We start from the raw sequence: 23,420 nt of genomic DNA, 5'->3' as shown, positions 1-23,420 counted from the left end.
TGGCGAGGGAGCTTGCTCCCGCTGGACTGCGCAGCTGTCCTGGTCTTCAATTCGGGATGAAGACAAGGAGCGTCCTCCGACACTCCGTCGCGAACAAGGGAGCGTGCAGCATGACCGAAGAGACAAAAGTGAAAGGCCCGGCGTCGTATTTTCCGTCCATCGAGAAAAAGTACGGCCAGCCCATTAGCCATTGGCTGGAGCTGCTCGGGACGGTGAGCGGCAAGAAGCATATGGAAATGGTGGCTTGGTTGAAGGATGAGCATGGAATGGGGCATGGCCATGCGAATGCGTTGGTGGCGCATTATTTGGCGGGTGTTAAAAAGTGAGGCCGCTGTAAACGGCTGCAATGTGGAATGGCGGTGAGAGGGGGCTGGAGGTGCCACCGCCATCGCGAGCAGGCTCACTCCTACATGGGTTCTGCGTCGTTCGCGAGTGTTGTGGTCAGCATAGCCTCCTGTGGGAGTGAGCCAGCTCGCGATGGCGCCAGCTGGCTCACCGCATTCTGCCGGGATCACTCAAACATTCGGCGGCAACTCGCGGGTGGTGCGCTGTAGTGGGTCGCGGGGTTGGCTGTCGGGAATCGACAGCGTGGCGCGCAAGCCGCCTTCCGGGCGATTGGCCAGGGTGATGCGTCCGCCCAGCCGGGTGGCGATGGTGTTGACGATGGTCAGGCCCAAACCCGCGCCATGGGCATTGCCACGGCTGTAGAAGCGTTCGAACAACCGCCCGCGATCCGCCTCGTCGATGCCGGGCCCCTGGTCCTCGACGCTCAGCGAATAGAAGCCGTCCGCCTGACTGAGTTGCACCGTGATGACCCCATGCTCCGGGGAAAAGTTTGCCGCGTTGCTGATCAGGTTGTTCAAGGCGATGTCGATGGCGGCGGCGTCGGCCACCACTTCAAAGGGGCGATCGGTGACGTCGAAGGCCAGCTCAAGGTTCTTGCTCAGCAACCACGGCGTGAGCTGCACGAGGCTGTCGCGCACGGTGGCGGCCAGGTCGATGCGTTGCTGTACAGGTGCGATGGCTTTGGGTTCGAGGCGGGCCATGGTCAGCAATTGATTGACCAGGCGGCTGGTGCGGTCGACGCCGGCGATCAGGAATTCCAGGGATTCACGGCGCTCCTGTTCCGTGCCGGCTTCCAGCAGGTTTTGCGCATGCACACGCAGCACGGCCAGCGGTGTGCGCATTTCGTGGGCGGCATCGGCGATGAAGCGCCGCTCGCGGCCCATCACTTCCTGAATCTGCGCGAGCATGCGGTTGAGCGCCGCTTGCATCGGCTCCAGTTCACTGGGCAACGGCGTCAGTTGCAGAGGCTCCAGCGAACCGCTGTGCCGCGCGCGCAAGGTCGCCGCCATGTCTTCCAGCGGCTTGAGGCCCCAGCCGATGGCCAACCAGATCATCGCCGCCAGAATCAGGCTGCCCAGCACATTGGGCCCCAAGGTATGGCGCACGATCCGGTCCACCAGGTCCGAACGCACGTCGTCTCGTTCGCCCACCCAGATTCTCAGACCGTTCTGTTTGTCTACCAACAGGAACGCACGCCAATGGCGGTTGTTGAGGTCCACGACGTCGCTGAAGCCGGGTGTCGACGGCGGCGCGCTGAAGGAGGGCGCACTGGCCGTGTGCACCAGCACTTCGCCGTTGAGGGTCCAGACCTGAAAAGCCATCTTGGTTTCATAGGGATGGCCATCGACCCTCGGCTCGGCCTCGCCCAGCGCCTTGTTGAAGGCCTGATACAGATCGGCGTGTTCCTTGCTCGCCATCGGCATGCGCATCACCCCCTGCAACAGCCGGGCGTTTTGCGCGAGTTGGGCATCGTAGACTTCGGCGATTTCGTGATTGCTGTCGTGCAGGTTCAACAGGCTGATCACCGCCAGCCCTACCAGCATCAGGCCAATGATCAGCGTGAGCGTGCGGCGCCGGATCGACGTCATCGGCGCTCCTCCACCAGGTAACCGACACCGCGAATGGTGCGGATCAGGTCGGTGGAGAATTTTTTGCGCAGGTGATGGATGTGCACTTCCAGGGTGTTGCTTTCGGCTTCTTCATTCCAGCCATACAGCAACTGCATCAGATGATCGCGGGTCATGACCCGGCCCGGCGGCGAGAGCAATTCGTGGAGCAGCTGATATTCCTTGGGCGTCAACGCCACCGGCTCGCCCAGGTAGCTGACTTGCTGGGTGCCGGGGTTCAGGCTGATGCCGGCGTGTTCGATCAGCACCTGGGCGCGGCCGGCACTGCGCCGCAACAAGGCCCGCAGGCGAGCCTTGAGTTCGGCCAGATCAAAGGGTTTGACCAGGTAATCGTCGGCCCCGGCGTCCAGCCCGGCAATGCGGTCTTCGGTCGCATCCCGGGCGGTGAGGATCAGCACCGGCAGGTTGGAGCCGCTGTCCCGCAAGCGGCGCAGCACTTCCAGCCCGTCCATGCGCGGCAGACCGAGGTCGAGCACCGCCAGGTCAAAGGTTTCACTGAGCAGCGCGTGCAAGGCGCTGGTGCCGTCCTTTAGCCAATCGACGGTATAACCTTCGCGGCCCAGGGCTTGATGGATGCCCTCGCCGAGGGCCACGTCGTCCTCAATCAGTAATAAGCGCACACGGACTCCTGTCAGTTGAGTTTCTTGTTCACGTCCACCAGCAACGTTTCGATCTCTTTGCGTCGCCCGGCGTCGGCGAGTTCACGGCCTGGCCTTGGGGCGGCCTGCAGGGCTTTTTGCAACGCGCTGCGGGCTTCGCTGTAGCGTTTTTGACGGTAGAGGTGATCGCCCCAGAAGTACAGACTATCGATGCCCTCCGGGTTCAGTTGCAAGGCCTGTTTGAGTAACTGTTCGGCCTTGTCCGAGTCACCGAAACCGATGGGCCAGCCGGGGACGCGATCATACAACGCGCCGAGGCTGGTATAGGCCGAGCCTTGCAGAGCTTTGGGGTCCAGCGTCATGGCTTTTTCCAGATCGGCTTTCGCGGCCTTCACCTTGCTCAGCGCACCGAGGCCACCTTGGGCGCCGGCCCAGCTGCTGTTGACGATGCCGGACCAGATCCAGGCTTCGGCCACCGATTGACGTTCCTGGGTGAACGCGGATGCCTGGCCTGCCAGTTTCTCGAACGCAGCGGTGCGTTGCGCTTCCGGGACTTCGTATTGAATGTGCGCCCAGCTTTGCTGGATGCCCTGGAGGCGTTGCTGATCGGCGGGTTCCAGTGCCCAGACGCTCTGGCTCAGGGCTCCCAGCAGCAGGCAAGCGATGATTTTCTTCATGGTTTGAGGGTCTCGTTGTCGGGCTTTTGACTCAGGCGACGGATCAGCGGCAATTGCTTGCGCAAGCCACGGTCCACCAGATTGGGCAGCAGGCTGTTGAGGCGCACAAAAAAGCGCTCCGGCCAGCCGAGGTACAAGTCGCGCCGGTCACCGGCAATCGCGTGCATCACCGCGGCGGCAACGGTTTGCGGATCGTCGACGTTGGCCTTGAGCGCATCGTTCAACGCCTGCGCCGCCGGGCTGTTCATGCTGGTGCGGGTAGCGCGCGGGGCGACGTAGAGCACGCTGACCCGGGTGTCCGCCAACTCCCGGCGCAGGGCCTCGGAAAACCCGCGCAAGGCAAACTTGGTGGCGCAATAACTGGCGTAACCGGGGTAACCGATGGAGCCGTAAGTTGAGCCGACGTTCACCACCATCGCGCTCTCGGCTTGTTTGAGCAGCGGCAGTAGGGTTTTGGTCAGGCAAATCGGCGCGCTGATGTTAAGGGCCATCATGGCGTGGATATCGCTGTCCTCCAGCTGCTCAAGCATGGCGAAGTGATTGATCCCGGCGGCGTTGATCAGCAGGTTGATCCCGCCAATCGATTCGGCTGCGGTCAGCACCTTGCGTCGGTCGGACAGCACGGTCAGGTCCGCGCCGACCCAGCACAGGTTTTGCGGATAGCGTTCAAGCAAAGGCCGCAGCGGTTCCTGGTGCCGAGCCACCGCCAGCACCCGGGCGCCGCTGGCGCACAACGCGGTGGCGATCGCCAGGCCGATACCGCCGCTGGCGCCGGTCAGCACCACGCGGGCATCATGCAACTTCATGCAGGGCCTCCCCGTCACGCGGCAAGCCGCGGAACATATCGGTGTAAAGTTTGTACACCACTTTGGAGGCGTGAATCACCGCAGCCTGGTCGTCCGGATCGTCGAGGGTATTCATCAACCGGCGATAGGTCTGCATGTGCTCGATGTCCAAAGAGCCATGGGAACTGAGGTAACTGAAGGCGCTTTCCGGCAACGCCAGGCGCTCGCGGATGCTGCCGGCGGCGTGGGTGGCCAGGGCAATGCTGGTGCCTTCCAGCACGTTGACCATGCCGAACAGGCCGACCGGGTTGTCGCGGGCAATCAGGTCGTAGAGGTAGCTGACCATCAATTCAATCGGCAGGCTCGGACGACCGTCGCGCACGGCAATGCGGTCGCCGCCGCAGGCTTCGATATCGTCCAGCACCCACTGCTCGTGACCGTATTCCTCCTCGATGTACTCGCACACCGCTTTACGCAGCCATTCCAGGCGCGACGGCAATTTCGCCCCGCACGCCATCATCAACGGCACGGTGTGGCGCACGTGGTAATAGGCTTGCGCCAGGAAGGCCCGGTAGCTTTCCAGGCTGACCTTGCCCTCAAGGGCATCGCGGATGACCGGCAGGTTGAACAGTTCATGACGTTCGTGTTGCGTGGCTTCTTGCAGCGTGTCGAAAAAACTCATGATGCGGATTCCTCGGAAAGTACAGATTCAGTCAGTTGCGCCCGGTAACGCTCGATGATGGCGTCACGGCGCGGGCGGCCATTGGCGGTAAGCAGGCCATTGGCGGGGGTGAACGGTTGATCGAGACGGGTCCAGTGATGGACCTGCGCATAACCGGGCAAGGCCTCGTTGGCCTCGGCGACGGCGGCAGCCAGTTCGGCGTCGGTGCAGTCCGGGCGATGGGGCCAGAGCAGCGCATGGTTGTGCGGCATGGCTTCGCCGTAGACGAAGGCCTGGGCGATATGGCGGCGCTGGGTCAATTCAGCCTCGACCCATTCCGGGTTGACGTTGCGTCCGAAACTGGTGACGAATTGATGCTTCTTGCGACCCTTGAGGTAGAGAAAACCGTCCGGGTCGAACTCGCCGAGATCGCCGGTCGGCCACCATTCATCGGTGTGCGGCGCCTCTCCCAGATAACCGAGCAAGGTCGAACCCTTGACCAGCACCTCGCCGTCCTCGGCCAGGCGAATCGTGACGTGGGGCAGGGGCCGGCCGACACTGCCGAGACGGCGCGCTTCGGGGCGATTGAGGCACACCACCGAGGCGCACTCCGACAGGCCGTAACCTTCGTAAACAGGGATGCCGATGCGTTGCGCGCGGTCCAGCAATTCCTCGGCCACCCGCGCGCCACCCACCGCCGCAAACCGCAACGAGTAGGGGCTGAAGGCTTTCTGCTCGGCGGCGCTGACCAACATCTGCAACAACTGCGGCACCAGGATCAGGCTCTCGGGCGCCCGGGTGGCCAGGCAACCCAGCAGACGCGGCACATCAACACCGCTGGCGCCCTGAATCCCCAGGGTTTTCTGGCTGGGCAAACTCAACGTGGCCCCGGCATACAGCGCGGCGTAGCAACCGAGGTTTTCCAGCAAAATCGCCAGGGGTAACAACGCCAGATGATGCTGCGGATCGGCGGGTTTGCTCGCCTGATTCAGTTCGCGAGCGACCGTCAACAGGCTCTCGGCGCTGAGGCACACGCCTTTGGGCGTGCCCGTGGTGCCCGAGGTGAAGGTCAGTTTGGCGGTCCCTTCCGGCATACGGTTCGGGCCGTTGAAGGTGCGGCGCCAGAACTCACCGGTCTTTTCGTAGCCGGCCGCTTGCAACTCGTCGTCCAGCGCGGGTTCGGCAATCACCCGTTCGGCCTGGCTCTGTTCCAGACAATGGGCGCGCTGAGCGGGGCTGAAAAAAGGCGGCAACGTCAGGCAAGTCAGGCCTTCGAACAGCGCGGCCAAGTCCCAGAGCATCGCTTCGACGCCATTGTCCAACGCCAGCGCAATCACCTTGACCTGCTCATCGCGCAGCCGTTGCTGGCGATACACAACCTCGGCATACAGTGTGGCGTAATCCACCTTCTGATGATCACCCCACAACGCGATGGCGCTGGTCTTGCGCTCGGCATGGCTGCGCAAGGTCTGTTTGAAACGCTCGGTTTCAGGCGACATGGCTGGATTCCTCAAGGGATGTCGGCAAACCCAGGCGATTGAACATCCCGATGTTGCGCAAATGAATAAAACCGGCGCGGATGTTGCCGACGTGCACCCAAGGCTTGCTCTCGTAATAACTGCCCCAGTGCTGGCGTTCGTCCCCCAGCCGCTCAGGGTCGGCCGCGCACAGCGTCACCGGTTTCAAGCCCAGGCGATGAAAGCTGTTCACCAAGCCGATGTTGCCGGTGAACGCCACCCATTCCAGACCGCCCATGGCCAGCAAGTAAGTGATGGCGATGATGCTCATCCGCGCACTGCCGGTGTCACTGGCGGCCAGATTGCCGACCTCGACGATACCGGCACGATCGACCGGGCGGTCCGCCGCAGCACTGATCAGCGGCTCAATCGACTCGTCCAGATAACGTTCCAGAAACAACGACTCAGCATTGGCCATGCGCACACCGGCCACCGCACACAGCGAGCCGGAGGCATCGCTCATGCCAAACAGCTCCGGCATGAAATGACGAATATCGGCGCCATGGGCCTTACGAAAACGTTGCTGAATAAAGGCTTCAAAGACCGGGCGCTCGACGTCGTCCGGTAACGCCCTGGCCAGGTTCATCAGCGGAGCTTCGGCCTGGCCGAAGCGTAGGGGTAGAGGAATATTCCATTCAAAGTCAGGCATTGGAAGACGCCTCCCGAGTAAGTGTGGGAGAAGTATCGAAGCCATTTCTTAACGGAATCTGAAGGTAAGAAAAAGATCATCTCCGCTGTCTTCAGATTGCCTTAAGACTTCGCGGGCAGGGTGTGCCCCGTCGGTGCGTTGACACACCGCACCCCGGCCGCACGAATGACTCGGCCGCCGGCAATGACATTCATGAGGCCCGTTATGACCCGCGAATCAATGACCCATCGGTATGGAAAACTCTCAATCACCTTGCACTGGCTGATGCTGGCACTGTTCGTCGGCGTGTACGCCTGCATTGAAATCAAAGGCCTGCTGCCCAAGGGCCACCCGTTGAAAGCCATGTTTCTCGGGCTGCACGGCCTCTTCGGCCTAAGCATCTTCGCCCTGGTGTGGGTGCGACTGCTCGGTCGCCTGACGCCTCGGCCACCGATCACCCCGGCACTGCCCAAATGGCAGACCGGCGTTTCGCACCTGATGCACCTGGCCTTGTACGTATTAATGATCGCCACGCCGCTGCTGGCCTGGCTGATGCTGTCCGCCGGCGGCAAACCGATGCCTTATTTCGAGTTCTACCTGCCATCGCCGGTCGCGGTAGACCCGGACCTGGCCAAGCAATTCAAGTACTGGCACGAACTGCTCGGCAGCGCGGGTTACTGGCTGATCGGCTTGCACGCGGCGGCGGGGTTGTTTCACCACTATTGGGTCCGCGACAACACCCTGACCCGCATGCTGCCCGGCCGGTCCAACAATCCCATCAACCAGCGCCAGCGTTAATCCCAAGCCCGGTGCCAACCAGACACCGGCCATATCCATAGCCACCCCGAGACCTCGAATTCACCCCAACCCCCCTGTGGGAGCGAGCCTGCTCGCGATGGCGTCATCCCAGACGCCATCAATTCCAGCCAAGGATTCCCCCCGCAACATTCTTCCAAACCCGACGCCAGACCACATCAATTCGTCATCACAGGGGAAGAAGTTTGTCAGTGGCCATTTGAATGCAACTGTCAATAACTTAGTTTTCTCACAAATGAAACATCGTTAGTGATTTCACGCTATTAAGTGCATCGTGAATCATTATATTTGATGGTTTTTGTGTGGCTATTATTAAGCATTGGATCCATGTGCTCATAATGGTGATGGTTATGAATAGGGCGATTATTTACTCCTTAGTTGTGTTGTTCGTGGCAGGCTGCTCATCTACTGGTCATGAAGCAGCGACCGCTGCTCACGCCGATGCACCGCCAAACGCGAGACAACTCAGCGCAAGCGAGATTCAGTCGACAGTGATAGGGCGCAAGCATTCGAGCGTGACGGCCACCGGTTATGCCTTTTCTGAAACGCTGAACCCGGACGGGACTGCGGTTATCCAGATTTCCAGCGAGTCGCTGCAAACCGGTCAATGGATCATGACGGAAGACGTCATCTGCGTGAGCTATAAAAAATATGGCAAGGAATGCAATAAAGTACTCACTGATGGCGTGGTCATCTGGTTTGTGGATAGTGTGAGTAACAAAACCAATAACAAATTTACCGTTAAATAAAGACTTCGGCTTTTGTCTTTGGGTTGTAAGTTCTCTCAGAGTAGCGATCAGTGGAGGTGCGGTATGAGTATTGAACGTTGGAGTTGCATCTTCCTGTCGCTTGTCTTGTCTGGATGCACTTCGTCTGGTGGCAATAAATGTATATTATGAATTGAGAATGCAAGCTAAAAGTTAAGCGAAGCGAGGCGGAATAAATGAGCGCAGATTATTCTATTCTAGCGATAATTATCTCGGCTGGTTTTTTTGGTGGGTTAATTAACTACTCAAATACGCCGAAAGATAAAGATATGCCATTTCTAAAAGGTAATTTTTTTAAATCTATAAGCGTGGGGATTGCTGCGGCCACTTTAATGCCTGTTTTTTTTGCAAATGATATCCAGTAATTTAGTTGCGCAGTTTGATGGGAGTGATAAGAATAAATTTATTTTGTTTGGGTTCTCCTTGATTGCAGCAATCTCGTCGAGATCCTTCATTGATAATATATCTAGAAAGATATTGAGTCAGTTGAGGGAGACGAACGCAAAAGTTGATGAGATTGAAATTGAGTCTCGGCACGATAAAAAAGATATTGCATATCTTATGGCGGAGAACTTAATGATAAAAGGAAAGCTGTATAGAAAGGACGGCTCTCATGACGAAGCATTGAAAATGTTTGAGAAGGCCATAAAAATTGAAAGTTCTGATAGGGCGTGGGGGTTGAAAGCTCTCCAGCATTATTACCTTAAACAGTATGGCGAGGCTCTTGATGCAAGTTCAAAGGCTCTGGAGCTTGAAAGATCAGGAGATGAGCAAGATTATCAGCTTCACTGGAATCACGCCTGTTTTCTGTCACTACTAGAGAGGGAGGTTGAAGAGATAATATTTCATATCGATCAAGCCCTTAAATTGAGTCCAGAACTCAAGGATAAAATAGCGACGGAGGAAGAATTTGCATTTGCGAGAAAAAGTAAGGTTTTTTGCGATAAATACAACATTCCATGCATTGATAAATAAATATCTTGAATGATTGATTTTGTAAAAAAGGTGACGAATTTATTTTTCCCCTTTGGAAAATAAACCTGAAAATCGTCTGGCCGGCCACCACCATCCTCAACAATTTCACGGCGTATTGGCTAACTCTTTCCGCAAAACCCAACTGGGATCACACAAGTGGTCATGGTGGGAGCATTGGCGGTGAACCAAGCGTTGGATAACGTCGAGCCGAAGGAGTAATCGCAAACCCTCTGTGACGAGCGACTGGTCCGTCGCCACAGAGGGAGGTGTGATAGCGATGTTGAAATGCCATCACTGAAATAGTATGTTACTGAAAATCTATCTACGGTTCACAAGGAAGACATCATGTCGCTCAAGGGAAAGATCATTTCCGGCTATCTCGTCATTGGCCTGATCTACGCGCTTTATTCCTGGATGTTCACCATCTACTCCCACGCCAGCTTCGCCTACAACCTGGGCAGAGGCCTGATCTGGCCGGCCGCAATGTTCCCTGCTTTCGGCGCGTTTATCGGCGTCATCGTCCTGCTCGTGGTCATCGGCGCGATTCACTTGAATCGTCGCTAAGCGATCCGCACCTCAAAACTCATCAAGGAAGAATGCTCATGAGCATGACAAAGATAACGCTGGCCGTGTTGCTGGCAGCTGCACTGGCTGGCTGTGGGGCCAGTAAGGACAAGGCCGAGGAGCTGATCGAGACCAGCGGCTTGACCAAAAATTACAGCACCATCGTGGAAATGGCATCGGCCAGCTACGCTTCCCGCTACCCGATGCTGGAACGGGAACAAATCCGCAACGTCGTGCGGGACAAACTCGATCCGGACGAATTGAAAAGCGAGATGGTCGACATCTATGCCGATCACTTCGACAACGACGAACTCGATCTGATGATCCGTGCCAACAAGCATCCCGAGCAAGCCATGGCCATCATCCTCGGCTCCAAACAAGGCCGCGCGTTGGCCGAAAAGGTGATGGATGTCCAAAAAACCATTGCTCAAGACATGCAAGAGGCAATGGTGGACAGCGATGATGCAATCATCGATGAGTTGGATGATATGAAGGACGAGTTGAAGGGCTAGAGCTCATCATCGTGCCTGGTGTCGTGCACAGACGTCTTGCAGGATTTTCCAGGTGGTGGATTCAGTAGATGATCCGTATCCCGCTCGAAGTAGCGGGACGGATTATTTAATGGCCAGTCAACGCAATGCACCTGTAGTACCTGTCGAGCCCGCGAGGCTGCGTCCGAGGGGCCGAGAATAATCCCGAACCCGAACCCGAACCCGAACCCGACCAGACACCGGCCATACCCATTGCCCCCCAAACCTCGAATGCTCCACAAATCCCCTGTAGGAGTGAGCCTGCTCGCGATGGCGTCATCCCAGACGCCATCAATCTCAGCCATGGATTCCCACTTCGATATCCACTGTTTTAAACATGTTTGAGCGCCCACGTTTAAAGACATTCAGTGTTACGTCCTAACGGCTACAAGGCCTTGCGCCGTTGCCTACGCGTACGCCAGAATCCGCCGGCTTGTGCGTCTAGGACACGGGTTCTATCGTGGCGGGGTCACTAAAACAGTGATCGGGTTTGGTAGCCCGGATCGTTCTAGACTCATGGCTTCACCTTTACGCAGTCGGTTTCACAAGACTTTGCGTTCATGGTGGTCATGCGTGGGGCCCACTTGTGGGCGCCGGGTTCTAGTGCGACCGGTCTACCAACCCGCGTATGGCCGCCACCCTCCGTTTGGTAGCGAGAGAGTGATGGCTCCTTGAAATATTCGCGCTAGAGGTTTCACCATGATCAAACCAACACCCAACCCACCGGACACCGATCCGGCATCCCCCTACGAATCCCTCGATTCCAAAAAATTCCACGAAGCCGCCGAACGCGCCCTCGACCACTACCTCAATCCAGGTGCCAACATCATGGCCAGCACCCACGAACCCGAACCCATGTTCCTCGCCAACCCGGCATACGACACAGAATCCCTACTGGCCAACGCCAGCGAGTCACTGGGCTCGGCGACTACCATGCTCAGCAATTTTGCGGCGTTGCTGGATAACTCGCACCGCAAGACGCTGCTGGGGATTACGCAGGTGGTGATGTTGGGGGAATTGGCGGTGAATCAGGCGCTGGATAAGGTTGAAGTGAAGGAGTAAGGGCGAACCCTCTGTGACGGTGGGTTAGTCCGTCGTCACAGAGGGAGGGCAAGTCGGCAACGGTATCCATGAGGTCTCAGTTTTTTGGCCGAAAATCGGATAATTGCTGGCGACCATCGCCCAAAAGCTGGCTAAAACGGGAGCAGAAAGTAGCCAGTAATGGTCATCGGTTTTTCAGGATGTTCAGCGAGTAAACAGTCCATTGAGCGTTCGGGTTCAGAGCCTGCAAGCAATTTCCTTCCACATGTAGTCGTATTCGTATCGCAGCCATCGGACCAGCAACTTATCAAACTGCCTGCGTAGCCAATTACGCTTGCGCGCCGCGAGCCTTTCCTCGATCGTCGCTCTGAGCCAGTCGGGGTCAAAGCCTGTCCAGACAGAGGGCAAGACTGCTGCAAGGTTGGAGAAGCAAACGGGCGCCACTTCTGAATAAAAGATTTCGTAGAGGACGTCAGGATCGACGCCTTTGACCTGGCGCGCGATGTAGTCGTAATCGGTCGGAAAATAGTTGAATGGTTCGGACAGTGCGGCTCTGACGTCTGTCAGTCGTGGTTCGGTCAGAAAATGTCCCAATGCGAAAATTCCTCCAGTTCCTCATCCAGCGATTCCGCGACCACTCCGCCCGCGACGCCACCGACGACCGATCCCATCAAGACCTCCCCAATTGCGCAGATCGGGGCTCCAGGGCGCCACAATGCACTGATGCCCCATCCAGCAGCGCCGCCTAACGCACCGGCCAAAAGCTGCCTGACTTTCTGAATGGAAAGCAGCCACAAATGGTCAGCGGGTTTTTTATAACGTTCAGCAAGTCTCTTGACCCTAGTGCATTCCGGTTCAAAGCCTGCTGGAGATCTCTTTCCAGATGTAGGCGTAGTTATATTTCAGCCAGCGAACCAGCACTTTATCGAACTGCCGGCGAAACCAATTACGCTCTCTTGCTACCAGCCTTGTCTCTATCGATTCCCTGAGTATGTCAGGATCGAAGCCTGTCCATACCGGTGGTACAGCGGCCACTAGATTGGTGAAACACACCGGTGCGACTTCTGAATAGAGGATTTCGTACAGAACGTCAGGGGCAACACCTCTGACCTTCTGCGCTACAAAGTCATACTCGACTGGAAAATCGTTGAATGGCTCGGAGAGTGCGGCTCTGACCTTTGTCAGTTGTGGCTCAGTCAGAAGATGTCCCAATGCGAAAACTCCTCCAGTTCTTCATCCAGTGAGCTCGCAACCGCTTCGCCCGCGAAACCGCCAGCGACTGTTCCAGCCAAGACTATCGCAATCGCGCAAATGGGCATGGCAGGGCCGCAAAACGTGCTGACGCCCATCCCAGCGAGGATACCGCCCAACGCTCCCGCACCAACAATGATGCCTTGGCGCGCCGCCTCTTTAGGTTTGTTTTCAGCATCCAATATTTGATAGGTCGCCAGAGCGGCGGTCACCAGAACGCCGAGCTTGCCCATGATCAGCATTTTTTTGGTGCCGGTCGTGAATTTGGCATTATCACGTCCCGAGGATTCCAGAATGGCGTAGTGGACCTTATTCTTTTCTACTTCTGAAAGGCTGTCGTAACCTTTTTGGAATAGGCTTTCAGCGTACATATTCAGGAGTGTTATGAGACCCTTTCCGTCCTTTTTCTTCCTTTGGACGATAGCCAAACCCTGCGCCGAGGTGAATTTGCGATGTTCCATCATGATTTTGTTTCGCATCTCATGACTGAACTTCACACCTTCTTGCGCGGTAATCTTCCCAGCTTTCACGTCATCCCGAGTTTGCTGAGACATGCGATTGATGTTCCTGGTGTAGCTTGCCCTGACTTTTTCATCAGAGATGGCATCCAGCGAAAACCTCAGGGCAGTGCCCTCCATCAGCTCTAACGCCTTGTCGAGGGGAGAGTCTTGCAAGGCGTGCTCACGCTGAACAACATAGCTGCCAGTGACAATGTACGGCTCTGTCATAGGATGGTCCTTATCCTAGAATTGTGTTCAATAGGCTCTCGGTAAGAGAGAGGGCCTCTGCGGATGCTTGCTCTTCAAACTTGAGCATCACGCACGTCTTGCCCGATGGATTCGAAAATTTAACAGCGTTGTCCTTATCGAATACACCGGGAAGCGATGAGCCATCTTCAAAGTGCGCGGTGCACGATAAGCCCTCATAGCTTTCTTCAGCGGGGATTCTGAAGCCAATCCAGCTCGCGTAACCCGCCAACAGCGAGGGAGGAACAAACTCGCAGGGTGTATGGGTACTGCCGATTATCACCGTCCCCGACCCGCCAACTACAACGCCGCCATGGGTGCCACCACTGTCGATGGTTGCGGCATTCTTGCCGTTGATGAACACAGTCGAAGACAGCCCTGATGAAAGCGCACTGCCGCACGTGCAGGTGTCGCCTTGACGTGCTGCGGAAAGGCCATCGAAAAACACGTCGGGAGAGCCTGTCGCAATGGGATTAGTACCGTGCCCCGGCAACGGGCAACTGTATGGATCACTCTTACGCGCTGCTGGCTTAGCCACTATGACCTCCTGTCAAATCCGTGTGAGCGTCGTAACCTACCAGAACAGATCCTCGATTAGAAATCCGTGGTGATGGGCGTATGCAATGATCAGGCGATCAGCGCTCGCATGAACTGGTCAGCGCATGAAGCGAGAATTCGTTGTGGATGAAGAAAAAGCTGCATTTGATTGCAAAGGTCAAGGGCAGTAATCGGCCAGGAGCAGACATTCGAACCGCTGACCAATACACTGCCGCGACAATCGTACTCAAAAACTTTTGAGCAAATGTTCACGCAGGAAGAAGGGTTTCAAATGAGTCTTGATCTGTACCTGGAAGCGGATAATGCACTCACAGCCCCGACATTGAGGAAAGCCTTAAACGATGCTGATGCCTGCGAAATCAACGTAGTTGGCGACAGTTTGGAAGCTACCTTTATCTCGGGACTAACGTTGAGTACCGATGGCGTAATCACGGACTCAACAATTTACTCCGAGGATACGAAGGGCATCGACTTCCGTGTTGCTATGCGTTGTACCATCAGAATCAAAGGCCCCGAGCCGGAGGGGCAGTCTGCTATGGACGATCTGGACAAAATAGCGCAATCCATCGCTCAGACGTGCTCATCCCTCTTCCTGATAAGCTTCCAGCTCGAAGAAACATTGTACTGGCGGGACACAGCGGGGCTGCACCGTCCTGATGCCAGAACCTCCAAAAACAATGACGAATCCACCTAAGCGCACTCTGTCTACTACTGGGCATTTGCTGCACATCTCGATGAAATGGCTATTAGCTGCTTTTCGCGAAGGGCCGCTTTGGATCGGTTCGGGCCTGTCTCGACCACAATAAAACGGCAAAAAAGCAGATGCTTGATTATGAAGCAGTTAAATCCAGAATATTTACTAAAAGAAAATGTACATGAAGAAGCTAAGTAATGATTTCAGTGGAGCACTCCGAACATTTGCGTACTTCATGGCAAGTGGAAGCCACTACATGCTTGAAAACGTAGAGTACCTCGACATTTATGGATCTGAGCCGAGTGCAATTGAGATGGTCTTCGCGATATTCGCGAACGTAATAGAGATGGACAGCGAAGGCAACGTGCTCAATTTCACCTACGCCCAAAGGAGAGCGACTGATTACTTAAGGTCATACTGCGACCCATCTTTCAAAGTAACGCCGCCTCTTGAAGACTGGGAAACCGAGCTCTATGGGCCGCCCTCACTCGGACGCTAAGAAATGGCTTTAGCTCGCAGACACGGGGGACCGGAAAGGGTCGAAAGATCCAGCCGAATGGCTGCTTTTGGCCGAATGCTGCCCGTCGCCAAGCTGTAATCGCCCCCAGACGAACGACGCAAAGTACAGTTTTTTGGTATGCGTCCGGCCAAGTCATCTACCCAGCCTCGCAAGGCCAAGACAAAGAGAAAAAGAGAAAAGGGGACAAGAGAAAAGGGGACAGATTTATTTTCTAAAAATAAATCTGTCCCCTTTTTTGCCCCTTTTTTGCCTATTTTTTTTGCCTTTTTTTTGTTCTTTTCTCGAGTTAAGTAATAAAAAATAGCTTGCTTATTAGAAAGTGTTTCTAAGGCCTGTTATTTCTGACAGTGTCTCAGGTTAAGTAATAGAGAAATAATAGAGGCCCAACAAACGAAAGGAGTTTTAAAATGAGTAATAAAGAGGTGGAAGATTATAAACGTGCTGTTGAAGCGAATCGCCCCCGCCCAGTCTCAATTGAACGAAACTCACCTCCGGCTTGGAGCGACGTTATGGGGAAATGGAATCATCCGCCTGGAGGGCGTTGTACGTGTGGATGTAATGGCGGGTGGAGTAATTCTTCCGATAAACTGTAATAACATGAAAAAATAAAAACCCTAACAGAACCTTCCATATTACTCGTCGAATATTAGAGAAAAGGGGGCGGCTAATTGATGCCCCTTTTAGTTCATCATAGATGATTACGCTCCGATAAGATTATTTGCTTCTGCTACGGTTCGGAACGTTTAAGAATGGCCAATCGCCAAGCCTCTAGATAGGCAAATTTTTTTAAACTCACCTCTCCTGCGCCGCGATCAAGGACGTCTGCCTCTCTGTAAGGTGGTAGGCTTAGCGCGGTTTGAAAATCACTTTCAGTCAGAACATTCAATATGACCTCGAAGTTGCGCTGATCTAGATTAAAAAGCAAACCGTCAATGAGAAGCAACGTTAGTTTTTGCTTGCAGGTCTCTTTAGCTTTAGTGATGGCCAGATCTAGCAGAAGTCTTGCATGCTCACTAGTTGAAAGATTATCCAGTCCCACCCAATATTCGCCGTGGGCCTGCTTAAACCTAAGTTCCATGAAGGGGGAGTCATCGATCTTATATCTCTTCTTTTCAATCTCCTCATCATCATCGTCGTACTCAATGTCAATAGCTTGCGTGAATACAATCTCGCCTGGCAGTAAGTTTCCGCCACCTACTTTTGTGAGGGCGAACAAAGCACTTTTGTCGATGTTCAGGTATCGCATCAGGAAATCCACATGGTCCTCATGGGGCTTATACCGTGTCTCTCTCTCTGAGCAAAAAATAATCTCGAGATCTCCGGGTGGTAACAAACATGGGGTAGCACCTTCCTGGCGCACTAAGTTTTCACCGCAAATCTGGATCTCAATAGTCTTGCTAAGAGTATCTACGGTCGAGTATTTAATTAGTGCCTTATACTTGGCTGGGCGACCATGATAGATGCGTCCACTAAATCTCTCACCATGCCGAGAATCGCTAACTGATGCCGCTGCCTCCATGAGAGAAGTCTTCCCGCTACAGTTAGGGCCAAAGAACAGTGTGTTTCTAGATAATGAAACTTTAGGTGGTGTCCGAATACCGTCAAATTCTACAAATTCAATTGAATCGACCCATCCGAGCGGAGAGGGTGCATCTGTAATTTGCTTGCGAATTCGAGCCTCAGCTAATGCCTTCCAGGCAAACAGAACATTCGCTGGGTAATCTTTTCCTTTCTGCTTGTCTATTAACGATGCATGAGATGGGCAACACCATAGGCCATTGGCGTCACTGCCGATGAACTCATCCGACTTACCCCCTCTGCCTCGGGGCCCATCTTCGGCAGCGCTATATATGTGACATGCAACACCTAAATTAACTGCCCCCTCATTATCCTCGAAGGGACCTACGGTGGGATTTTTACACCGAGGAACAGAACATTTTCCTCCTGCCCTATTAAATAGAGTGGCTCGCACTTTAGATTTGAATTCTATCCTAGACTTTTCCTGAGGCTGGCCCAAGTGTATATACTCCTTGCAAAATAAAATAATAAAAAAAGAGAGTGGAGTCGTTCTTGCTAAGCGTACAAAAAGTGGGTTAAAAAATCCGTCCCCTTTTGTTTCTAGGTAGGAGTTAAAACATTCCTCCTCTTAAAAGCTCTCTTATAAGAGCTTTGATCGCTTCTAGGCTTATGAATTTAGATGAGCTTCTCGTCCATCTAATGTATTTTGAGTCGGGGTCAATTTTTTCTCCTTTGATATAGGATTCGATCACGCCATAAAGTTCATGGAATCCATGTATGAGGTTGGCACTATTAAGATTGGCAGTTGATGCATCAGTAAATCCTTCAGGTGTTACTTTGCAAAATACTAAGCAAGGAGTTCTAACTTGGTCTTCGACGCCTAGCATAGTCAGGAGGGTAGAGTTAAATGTCCTCAGTACCGCGTCACTTCCTGAATGCATATAAAAAACGCTAAGCTCTTTTCCGCTGAGGCGATCTAGTTCTACGAATACACCTTGATCTTTAAGGATTTTCTTAAAGTCACGATTGTTGAAGTCATAAAAAACAAAAGCTATAGACTTTGCTCGGCCTGTTTCAATATGCTCAATGGCTATTTTCTGGAATTCTGCTAAAAAAGATTCTACGCTGTGACCTATGCCTTTACCTGAGCCCTGTTCATAAATTGGTACCATATACTTCTCCTTACGATATTGAACATCCTAAAGCTAGTCGATAAATAGACAAAGCGTTAGGAGCACGTAGTCAAAATTAATGCTCCTGCCTGTGTACTGTCCAGTGGAATTGTAAAGTAGCTTTCGTCAATCGATTCGCTTAGGTTCATTGGTGGACTTTGGTGATCTGAAATTTTGGGTGATTCTTCGTGACGGTGTCGGAAGTATTTCAAAAATGGGATGAAAAAATCCCACCGTCCTCTTTTGTTTGCTTCGTGACTCCAGACACCACTTTGCCTAGCTAATGCCCCCTATGCCATGGCCATCAATCCACAGGTAGACTCCCTCACTTCTAATAGCATCGGAGGCATCATGAAGTACATTCTCTGGGTCGTTCTTAGCGGCGCGTCGCCCGTTGCATCGATTGATCATGCTGAGTACGAGAATCTGGAGGCATGTCAGTACGCAGCTGAACAGCTCAAGGAAGAAGTCGGGCAGGGGCAGCTCGCTGTTCACACCAGATGTACGCCCACGAAAAAGACAAAATAAGGCGCGACCATCCGGCGATGCTGCCATTTTTGATGTGCTGGCAAGATGGGTTTGGAGACAGCGGGGTGGATTTACTTAACATGCAATCAGAGCCTGCATGTGTAGCGGCTGACGAGCAGGGCGAGGCTGCGTTTGAGGACGTGGTCTTTGCAAGCCAGTAAACGCGGTTTGCCTGAAAGAACCCGTTGCCTGATTTCACGACTGCTTCGCAGCCGAACGCAGCCTCGCGCTGCTCGGCAGCTGCTACAAAAAAGTTAGGCTAGGATTTCGAAGGCGGTGGTGGCTAGGCGTTCGCCGTTCACCATGATGTGCACCGCATGTTTCCCCACATAGTGCTTCCGAGTAGTCAGTTCCTTGATCTGTTGACCGCGACTGACTCGTTCAGTCGCCTTGCCAAGCAGCGTCAACGCCTTCAGCTTGAACACCTTCGCCGAAGTGCTGCCATTGGCTTTAACGTAGTCAATCGCATAATCAATCACCAACCGCTGACTCTCCGCCACCGTGGATTTCACCGCAAACGACAACGTAATCTTCTCCCCCAACCGAATCACCGCCGGCTCCACCTTCACCCCAACAATCTCAACCTCTGCCTTACCGCTGGCCCCAATAATCGCCAGCGCCCGCTGGTTTCCCTGCTTGATCAAGCTGCGCAGCGCATGCTTGGCAATCCACGCCGTGTGCTTGTTCTCCAGCGACCACCCCTCAATCAAGTCCAACACCCACTCCGGATGGTCCTTGGTGATGTCATTCAGGTGATTGGCCACCGACTTGCGCACGTAAAGGCTGTCATCCGCCTTGAGGTTGTCGAGAATCGCAGCCGCCAATGTCGGATCGCTCTGTATCTGCTCCAACCGAAACGACCACGGCAAACGCGGTCGACTGCCTTCGCTGGCCAGGCGCCGCACATGCTCGTTCTCATCCCGAGACCATGCCTGCATCAGCGCCAACGACCGTTGCAGATCGCTGCGCAGAAAATACCGGATCGCAAATTCTGCAGAGCCAAACGCGGTGAAGTATTTGAGCGCGTCCATCGATTGCTCGAAGTCATGCGTGCCATACATCGCCACGTAGTGCGGCAGCGAGATGCTGACGAAGCCGCTGTTGAGGCGGGGGGCGAGGGCGCGTAGCACTTCGAGGGATTCGTCGTAATCCAGCGGGAGTACGGCGTGCAGGCATTCGCTGACGCGGGCCATGCGTTGCATGATCGACAGGTCGGCGAGGCCGTCGTTGGCCATTTCCAGGAAGGCTTTGGCGTTGAAGGCCGGGTAGACCGCCGTCATTTCGGTTGCGATGTGTTTGAGGCGTTCGGCGTTGAAGATTTCCTTCAGGGCCGGGGCTGGTTGTTCGGCGGCGGTCATGGTCGGGTCCGTTCGAGGGGGCCGGTCAGGTTATCGGGGTACTGATGAAAGCCTCAAGCTTTTCTGTCTGCGCGGCGAATTCCGTGATAGTGGCGGGCTCACGGGTCAAATCATTCCCCGGGGGATCGACGTTCGCTGACGCTGACGCTGACGATGGACGCTCGGGCCGGTTCAGGAGGGGAGTTGAGTGGGTCCATACGGACGGTGCCTGTGAAGTACGCTTCCGGGCCGTTTATCGAGGGTTGCGAGCCTGCGCGCTTGAGGATCATGATCCGGTTCTATTGATAAATGAACAGGAAATTTTATGGGCCTCACGCTCCACATACACTCTATGCATGTCCTGGAGTAAAGCGACCCATGGAAGCCAACCGATTGGGTGACATCGCTGCATTTGTCTGCGCCGTAAAGGCTGGAAGCTTTACCGCTGCGGCGGCTTCTCTTGGCCTGACCCGGTCGGCGGTGGGGAAAAGTATAGTTCGCCTGGAAAGCCGGATGGGCGCACGGCTTCTCAATCGCACGACGCGCAAACTGAGCCTGACGGACGAGGGGCAGGTCGCCTATGAGCGCTGGCGTCAGATTCTCGAAGACCTGGATGAAGTGGACGCGACCATGGCCTTGCGTCGTGGGCGGCCCACCGGGACCTTTAAGCTCACGGCACCGCTGTCCTTTGGTCAGCGCCACATTCTGCCGATTCTGGATGCTTATCTGAAGCAGTGGCCTGAACTGCGGGCGGATGTCTGGTTTACCGATCGCTTTGTTGATCTGATCGAGGAGGGCATCGACATCGCCATACGAATTGGCATGCCCAAAGATGACTCCCAATTATTTACCCGTACCGTGGCGTGGCAGCAATTCGCGACGTGTGCATCGCCTGCTTATCTGGCCCAACGCGGCGTGCCGCAAACGCCCGCTGACCTTGTCGGGCATGACACCATCGCGTTGTTCAGTGGCGAGCGGCCGACCGTCTGGCGTTACCAGACACCTGCCGGCCTTCATCTCTACGAACAGCCGGGGCGACTGAACATCGACAGTTCAGAAGCCACGCGAGAAGCGGCGCTGGCAGGCATCGGCCTGATTCATCTGCCGACCTACATTACGGGTAACGACCTGCGCGATGGCACGTTAGTGGAAGTGTTGAAACCCTATCGCGCACCTCCTGATCCCATCAGAGTCGTCTACACCAGCAAGCGTCACCTGTCCCCCCGCGTTCGCAGGTTTATTGACCTGTTGATCGAGCGTTGGGAAACAGGCGTGCCGTGGGAAAGATAGCGATATTGGGGACTCAGCGGACCGTGTAAGGGGCGCGAACTGCTGTTTATCCAACCTGAGGAATCAATAAATATGTCAGTCATCGTCACTCACGGGACTGCCATCATGACTACTGCCACACACTTCTCGCCGCCAGCTCAACCTGCGACTTTACCGACCGCCCATCCTTCGCTTGAGCGCCATCCGGGGTTTCAACGCTTGTTTAAACCGCAGGCGCTCACGATTGGCCTGATTTTGCCCCTCGAAACCCACCCGGGCAGACCGGCGCCGACCATGCGTGATCACGTGGAGATGGCGCAACGCGCCGAAGCGCTTGGCTTTGGTGCCTTATGGATGCGCGACATACCTTTCTACGACCCGGATTATGGTGATGTGGCGCAGATCTTTGAGCCGCTGGTCTACATCGGTTACCTGGCCGCCGCCACCCGCAGCATTGTCCTGGGCACCACGGGTATTGTGCTGCCGACCCGTGATCCGATGTATCTGGCCAAGCAAGCGACATCCCTCGATCAACTCAGTGAAGGTCGACTGGTGTTGGGGCTGTCCTCGGGTGATCGATACAGTGATTACCCGATGCTGGGCATCGATTATGAATCCCGTGGCGATCGTTACCGTGATGCCTTTTCGGTGTTTCGAACCCTGATCGAGCAGAGCTTTCCGCGTTTCCGCTCCGAGCGATTCGGTGGCTCACACGGAAACCTGGACCTGGTGCCGAAAGCGCCGTATGGCCGCGTCCCGTCAATTGCTGTCGGCCAGGCGCAACAGAGCGTTGAATGGTTGGCTCAGCACCTTGATGGCTATCTTGCTGGCGTCCAAAGCCCGGAGCGGTTGGCAGCGTTGGGCGAGAGCTGGCACGCCGCCGTGCAGGAGGCGGAGAACCGCAACGCTTTCAAACCATTGGGCCTGGGCGGCTATTTCGACCTCAGCGACAACCCGGATCAGCCATTCCAGCGCATCCAGGGTGGCTTCCGGGCAGGGCGCAACGGCCTGCGCAATTACCTGGAGCACGCGCAATCTGCCGGTGTTTCGCATATCGCGCTCAACCCCAAGGTCAGCCGTCAACCCTATGGCGAAATCCTCGACGAACTCGGCGAGTACGTTCTGCCGTACTTCCCGTCACATGCCTGAGATCACGCGGAGGAATCACTCATGTCATCACTTTTCGACTCTTATGACCTCGCGGATCAGGTGCTGCCCAATCGCCTCGTCATGGCGCCGATGACCCGCGCTCGCGTCGAGGGCACCGTGCCGTCTGAAGACATGGCGACCTACTACGCCCAGCGCGCCGGAGCCGGCCTTATCATCAGTGAAAGCGCGCAGGTTTCTCCGCAGGGACGTGGCTACCTGTATACCCCGGGGATCCACAGCGCAGCGCAAATTGAAGGCTGGAAGCGCGTGACTGATGCGGTTCATCAAGCCGGGGGACGCATGTTCCTTCAGCTCTGGCATGTGGGGCGCGTCTCGCACTCTTCGCTGTTGGACGGACGCTTGCCTGTCGCGCCTGTGGCCATGCCCGCCAGTCAAACGTTGGTGCATGCTTACGACAGCGACGGCAAGCCTGCGCAAGTTGCGGTGAGTGCGCCCGTGGCGTTGGATGCCGAGGGGATTCGGCAGGTCATTGCAGACTTTCGCCTGGCCTCGGCCAATGCCATGTCGGCAGGTTTTGACGGCGTCGAAATTCACGCCGGCAACGGCTATCTGTTTGAACAGTTCATCAACGGCGGCTTCAACACACGTGAAGACCGTTTCGGTGGTGCGCCGATTGCGAATCGCCTGCGATTGCTGCTTGAGACGGTCGATGCGGTGAGTGCGCAGATCGGCAGTGCGAAGGTGGGTGTGCGCGTGTCGCCTTTTGCCCACTTGGCGGACCTGCACCCGTTCGATGGCGAAGAGGCCACTTGGCTCGCTCTGGCCGGAGCATTGTCGCAACGCCAGATTGCCTACTTGCATGCGAGCCATCTTGGCACGCCGTACTTTCAAAAAGACTTCCGCGCCGCTTACGACGGCACCTTGATGGTGTCGGGCGGGTTCACCCTTGAAACCGCACAGCAGGCCATCGAAGAAGGATTAAGCGACCTGGTGGTGTTTGGCCGGCCGTTTATAGCCAACCCCGATCTGGTCAATCGCTTGCGCCATGGCTGGCCACTGGCCGAAGCGGGAAGGGAGGCTTACTACGGCGGGGGAGCGCATGGCTACATCGATTATCCCGCGTACTCGTCGCCAGTCGCAGAAAGTGCCTAGCGGACCCGTCGTGCAGCGCCGGGGCAGATTGT

General features: G+C 55.3%; 28 protein-coding genes. 14 read left to right on the top strand and 14 right to left on the bottom strand.

Translation table 11 applies throughout. From position 1 onward, the window contains the following. Positions 1–110 precede the first annotated feature (110 nt). Positions 111–326: a DUF4287 domain-containing protein gene (locus tag BLU63_RS29775; protein WP_083376964.1), complete on the top strand. Its 216-nt coding sequence runs from the start codon at positions 111–113 to the stop codon at positions 324–326. 189 nt (positions 327–515) lie between these two features. Here BLU63_RS29775 and BLU63_RS29770 read toward each other — a convergent pair whose 3' ends face one another. Genes BLU63_RS29770 through BLU63_RS29740 form a run of 7 tightly spaced genes read right to left on the bottom strand, consistent with a single transcriptional unit; the run spans position 516 to position 6,861 of the window. Next, a complete protein-coding gene (locus BLU63_RS29770; RefSeq protein WP_010459583.1) occupies positions 516–1,934 on the bottom strand; it encodes an ATP-binding protein in 1,419 nt (472 codons plus the stop codon). Further along, the gene (locus BLU63_RS29765; RefSeq protein WP_010459585.1) at positions 1,931–2,593 is read right to left on the bottom strand and encodes a response regulator; all 663 of its coding nucleotides are present in this window, start codon (positions 2,591–2,593) and stop codon (positions 1,931–1,933) included. Before BLU63_RS29765 ends, BLU63_RS29770 begins: the two co-directional genes overlap by 4 nt. 11 nt (positions 2,594–2,604) lie before the next feature. Then, positions 2,605–3,249 (bottom strand): tetratricopeptide repeat protein, encoded by a 645-nt coding sequence (locus tag BLU63_RS29760; protein ID WP_077750500.1) that lies wholly within the window; start codon positions 3,247–3,249, stop codon positions 2,605–2,607. Beyond that, complete coding sequence (locus BLU63_RS29755) at positions 3,246–4,055, bottom strand: SDR family oxidoreductase (RefSeq protein WP_010459589.1); 810 nt, start codon at positions 4,053–4,055, stop codon at positions 3,246–3,248. The genes BLU63_RS29760 and BLU63_RS29755 overlap by 4 nt, the downstream gene beginning before the upstream one ends. Next, positions 4,042–4,716, bottom strand: coding sequence for a TenA family transcriptional regulator (locus tag BLU63_RS29750; RefSeq protein WP_077750499.1), 675 nt, complete (start codon positions 4,714–4,716; stop codon positions 4,042–4,044). The genes BLU63_RS29755 and BLU63_RS29750 overlap by 14 nt, the downstream gene beginning before the upstream one ends. Further along, the gene (locus BLU63_RS29745; protein ID WP_083376963.1) at positions 4,713–6,194 is read right to left on the bottom strand and encodes an AMP-binding protein; all 1,482 of its coding nucleotides are present in this window, start codon (positions 6,192–6,194) and stop codon (positions 4,713–4,715) included. Before BLU63_RS29745 ends, BLU63_RS29750 begins: the two co-directional genes overlap by 4 nt. Next, a complete protein-coding gene (locus BLU63_RS29740; RefSeq protein ID WP_083376962.1) occupies positions 6,184–6,861 on the bottom strand; it encodes a thermostable hemolysin in 678 nt (225 codons plus the stop codon). The genes BLU63_RS29745 and BLU63_RS29740 overlap by 11 nt, the downstream gene beginning before the upstream one ends. Before the next feature lie 204 nt (positions 6,862–7,065). Between BLU63_RS29740 and BLU63_RS29735 the strand changes: the two genes are divergently transcribed. From BLU63_RS29735 to BLU63_RS29705, 7 genes are all read left to right on the top strand, one after another. Continuing rightward, positions 7,066–7,638: a cytochrome b gene (locus BLU63_RS29735; protein WP_083376961.1), complete on the top strand. Its 573-nt coding sequence runs from the start codon at positions 7,066–7,068 to the stop codon at positions 7,636–7,638. Positions 7,639–8,006: 368 nt separating this feature from the next. Next, a complete protein-coding gene (locus BLU63_RS29730; protein WP_144443455.1) occupies positions 8,007–8,405 on the top strand; it encodes a hypothetical protein in 399 nt (132 codons plus the stop codon). A gap of 194 nt (positions 8,406–8,599) precedes the next feature. Continuing rightward, positions 8,600–8,788 carry a YEATS-associated helix-containing protein gene (locus BLU63_RS32930; protein WP_144443456.1) on the top strand — a complete coding sequence of 63 codons (189 nt, stop codon included), beginning with the start codon at positions 8,600–8,602 and terminating at the stop codon, positions 8,786–8,788. Beyond that, entirely contained in the window at positions 8,775–9,398 is a 624-nt protein-coding gene (locus tag BLU63_RS29725) for a YEATS-associated helix-containing protein (protein ID WP_083376959.1), read from the top strand. Before BLU63_RS32930 ends, BLU63_RS29725 begins: the two co-directional genes overlap by 14 nt. 345 nt (positions 9,399–9,743) lie before the next feature. Further along, positions 9,744–9,962, top strand: coding sequence for a hypothetical protein (locus tag BLU63_RS29720; protein WP_083376958.1), 219 nt, complete (start codon positions 9,744–9,746; stop codon positions 9,960–9,962). A gap of 38 nt (positions 9,963–10,000) precedes the next feature. Beyond that, the gene (locus BLU63_RS29715) at positions 10,001–10,474 is read left to right on the top strand and encodes a DUF2059 domain-containing protein (RefSeq protein ID WP_083376957.1); all 474 of its coding nucleotides are present in this window, start codon (positions 10,001–10,003) and stop codon (positions 10,472–10,474) included. A 717-nt stretch (positions 10,475–11,191) separates the two neighbouring features. Next, entirely contained in the window at positions 11,192–11,554 is a 363-nt protein-coding gene (locus BLU63_RS29705; RefSeq protein WP_083376955.1) for a DUF6124 family protein, read from the top strand. 216 nt (positions 11,555–11,770) lie between these two features. Here BLU63_RS29705 and BLU63_RS29700 read toward each other — a convergent pair whose 3' ends face one another. The 4 genes from BLU63_RS29700 to BLU63_RS29685 all read right to left on the bottom strand — a co-directional run bounded on the left by BLU63_RS29700 (position 11,771) and on the right by BLU63_RS29685 (position 14,068). Then, a complete protein-coding gene (locus tag BLU63_RS29700) occupies positions 11,771–12,127 on the bottom strand; it encodes a DUF7079 family protein (protein ID WP_083376954.1) in 357 nt (118 codons plus the stop codon). Positions 12,128–12,388: 261 nt separating this feature from the next. Continuing rightward, positions 12,389–12,745, bottom strand: a complete 357-nt coding sequence (locus BLU63_RS29695; protein WP_083376953.1) for a DUF7079 family protein — start codon at positions 12,743–12,745, stop codon at positions 12,389–12,391. Beyond that, the gene (locus BLU63_RS29690) at positions 12,730–13,512 is read right to left on the bottom strand and encodes a hypothetical protein (RefSeq protein WP_083376952.1); all 783 of its coding nucleotides are present in this window, start codon (positions 13,510–13,512) and stop codon (positions 12,730–12,732) included. Before BLU63_RS29690 ends, BLU63_RS29695 begins: the two co-directional genes overlap by 16 nt. Before the next feature lie 10 nt (positions 13,513–13,522). Next, positions 13,523–14,068, bottom strand: coding sequence for a PAAR domain-containing protein (locus tag BLU63_RS29685; protein ID WP_083376951.1), 546 nt, complete (start codon positions 14,066–14,068; stop codon positions 13,523–13,525). Between the two features lie 291 nt (positions 14,069–14,359). Here BLU63_RS29685 and BLU63_RS29680 point away from each other — a divergent pair, with 291 nt between their 5' ends. Next, the gene (locus BLU63_RS29680) at positions 14,360–14,782 is read left to right on the top strand and encodes a hypothetical protein (RefSeq protein ID WP_083377318.1); all 423 of its coding nucleotides are present in this window, start codon (positions 14,360–14,362) and stop codon (positions 14,780–14,782) included. Positions 14,783–14,963: 181 nt separating this feature from the next. Then, positions 14,964–15,281: a DUF7677 family protein gene (locus BLU63_RS29675; RefSeq protein ID WP_009048737.1), complete on the top strand. Its 318-nt coding sequence runs from the start codon at positions 14,964–14,966 to the stop codon at positions 15,279–15,281. A gap of 748 nt (positions 15,282–16,029) precedes the next feature. Here the strand turns inward: BLU63_RS29675 and BLU63_RS33210 are convergent. Both BLU63_RS33210 and BLU63_RS29665 read right to left on the bottom strand, forming a co-directional pair. Further along, positions 16,030–17,319: a hypothetical protein gene (locus BLU63_RS33210; RefSeq protein ID WP_169720938.1), complete on the bottom strand. Its 1,290-nt coding sequence runs from the start codon at positions 17,317–17,319 to the stop codon at positions 16,030–16,032. Positions 17,320–17,431: 112 nt separating this feature from the next. Further along, the gene (locus BLU63_RS29665) at positions 17,432–17,992 is read right to left on the bottom strand and encodes a hypothetical protein (protein ID WP_083376949.1); all 561 of its coding nucleotides are present in this window, start codon (positions 17,990–17,992) and stop codon (positions 17,432–17,434) included. A 351-nt stretch (positions 17,993–18,343) separates the two neighbouring features. Between BLU63_RS29665 and BLU63_RS32920 the strand changes: the two genes are divergently transcribed. Further along, positions 18,344–18,520, top strand: a complete 177-nt coding sequence (locus BLU63_RS32920) for a hypothetical protein (RefSeq protein ID WP_154504397.1) — start codon at positions 18,344–18,346, stop codon at positions 18,518–18,520. Positions 18,521–18,774: 254 nt separating this feature from the next. Here BLU63_RS32920 and BLU63_RS29660 read toward each other — a convergent pair whose 3' ends face one another. Then, complete coding sequence (locus tag BLU63_RS29660) at positions 18,775–19,878, bottom strand: DNA alkylation repair protein (RefSeq protein ID WP_083376948.1); 1,104 nt, start codon at positions 19,876–19,878, stop codon at positions 18,775–18,777. Positions 19,879–20,235: 357 nt separating this feature from the next. Here BLU63_RS29660 and BLU63_RS29650 point away from each other — a divergent pair, with 357 nt between their 5' ends. From BLU63_RS29650 to BLU63_RS29640, 3 genes are all read left to right on the top strand, one after another. Then, positions 20,236–21,147, top strand: coding sequence for a LysR family transcriptional regulator (locus tag BLU63_RS29650; protein ID WP_083376947.1), 912 nt, complete (start codon positions 20,236–20,238; stop codon positions 21,145–21,147). Between the two features lie 105 nt (positions 21,148–21,252). Then, the gene (locus tag BLU63_RS29645; RefSeq protein WP_231990923.1) at positions 21,253–22,275 is read left to right on the top strand and encodes an LLM class oxidoreductase; all 1,023 of its coding nucleotides are present in this window, start codon (positions 21,253–21,255) and stop codon (positions 22,273–22,275) included. Between the two features lie 21 nt (positions 22,276–22,296). Then, entirely contained in the window at positions 22,297–23,388 is a 1,092-nt protein-coding gene (locus BLU63_RS29640) for an alkene reductase (protein ID WP_083376945.1), read from the top strand. Positions 23,389–23,420 lie beyond the last annotated feature (32 nt).

This window comes from Pseudomonas mandelii (assembly GCF_900106065.1).
Lineage (GTDB): Bacteria > Pseudomonadota > Gammaproteobacteria > Pseudomonadales > Pseudomonadaceae > Aquipseudomonas > Aquipseudomonas mandelii.
Note: the sequence above shows the minus strand (reverse complement) of the source record. Positions and strands in the feature narration are given on the sequence as shown.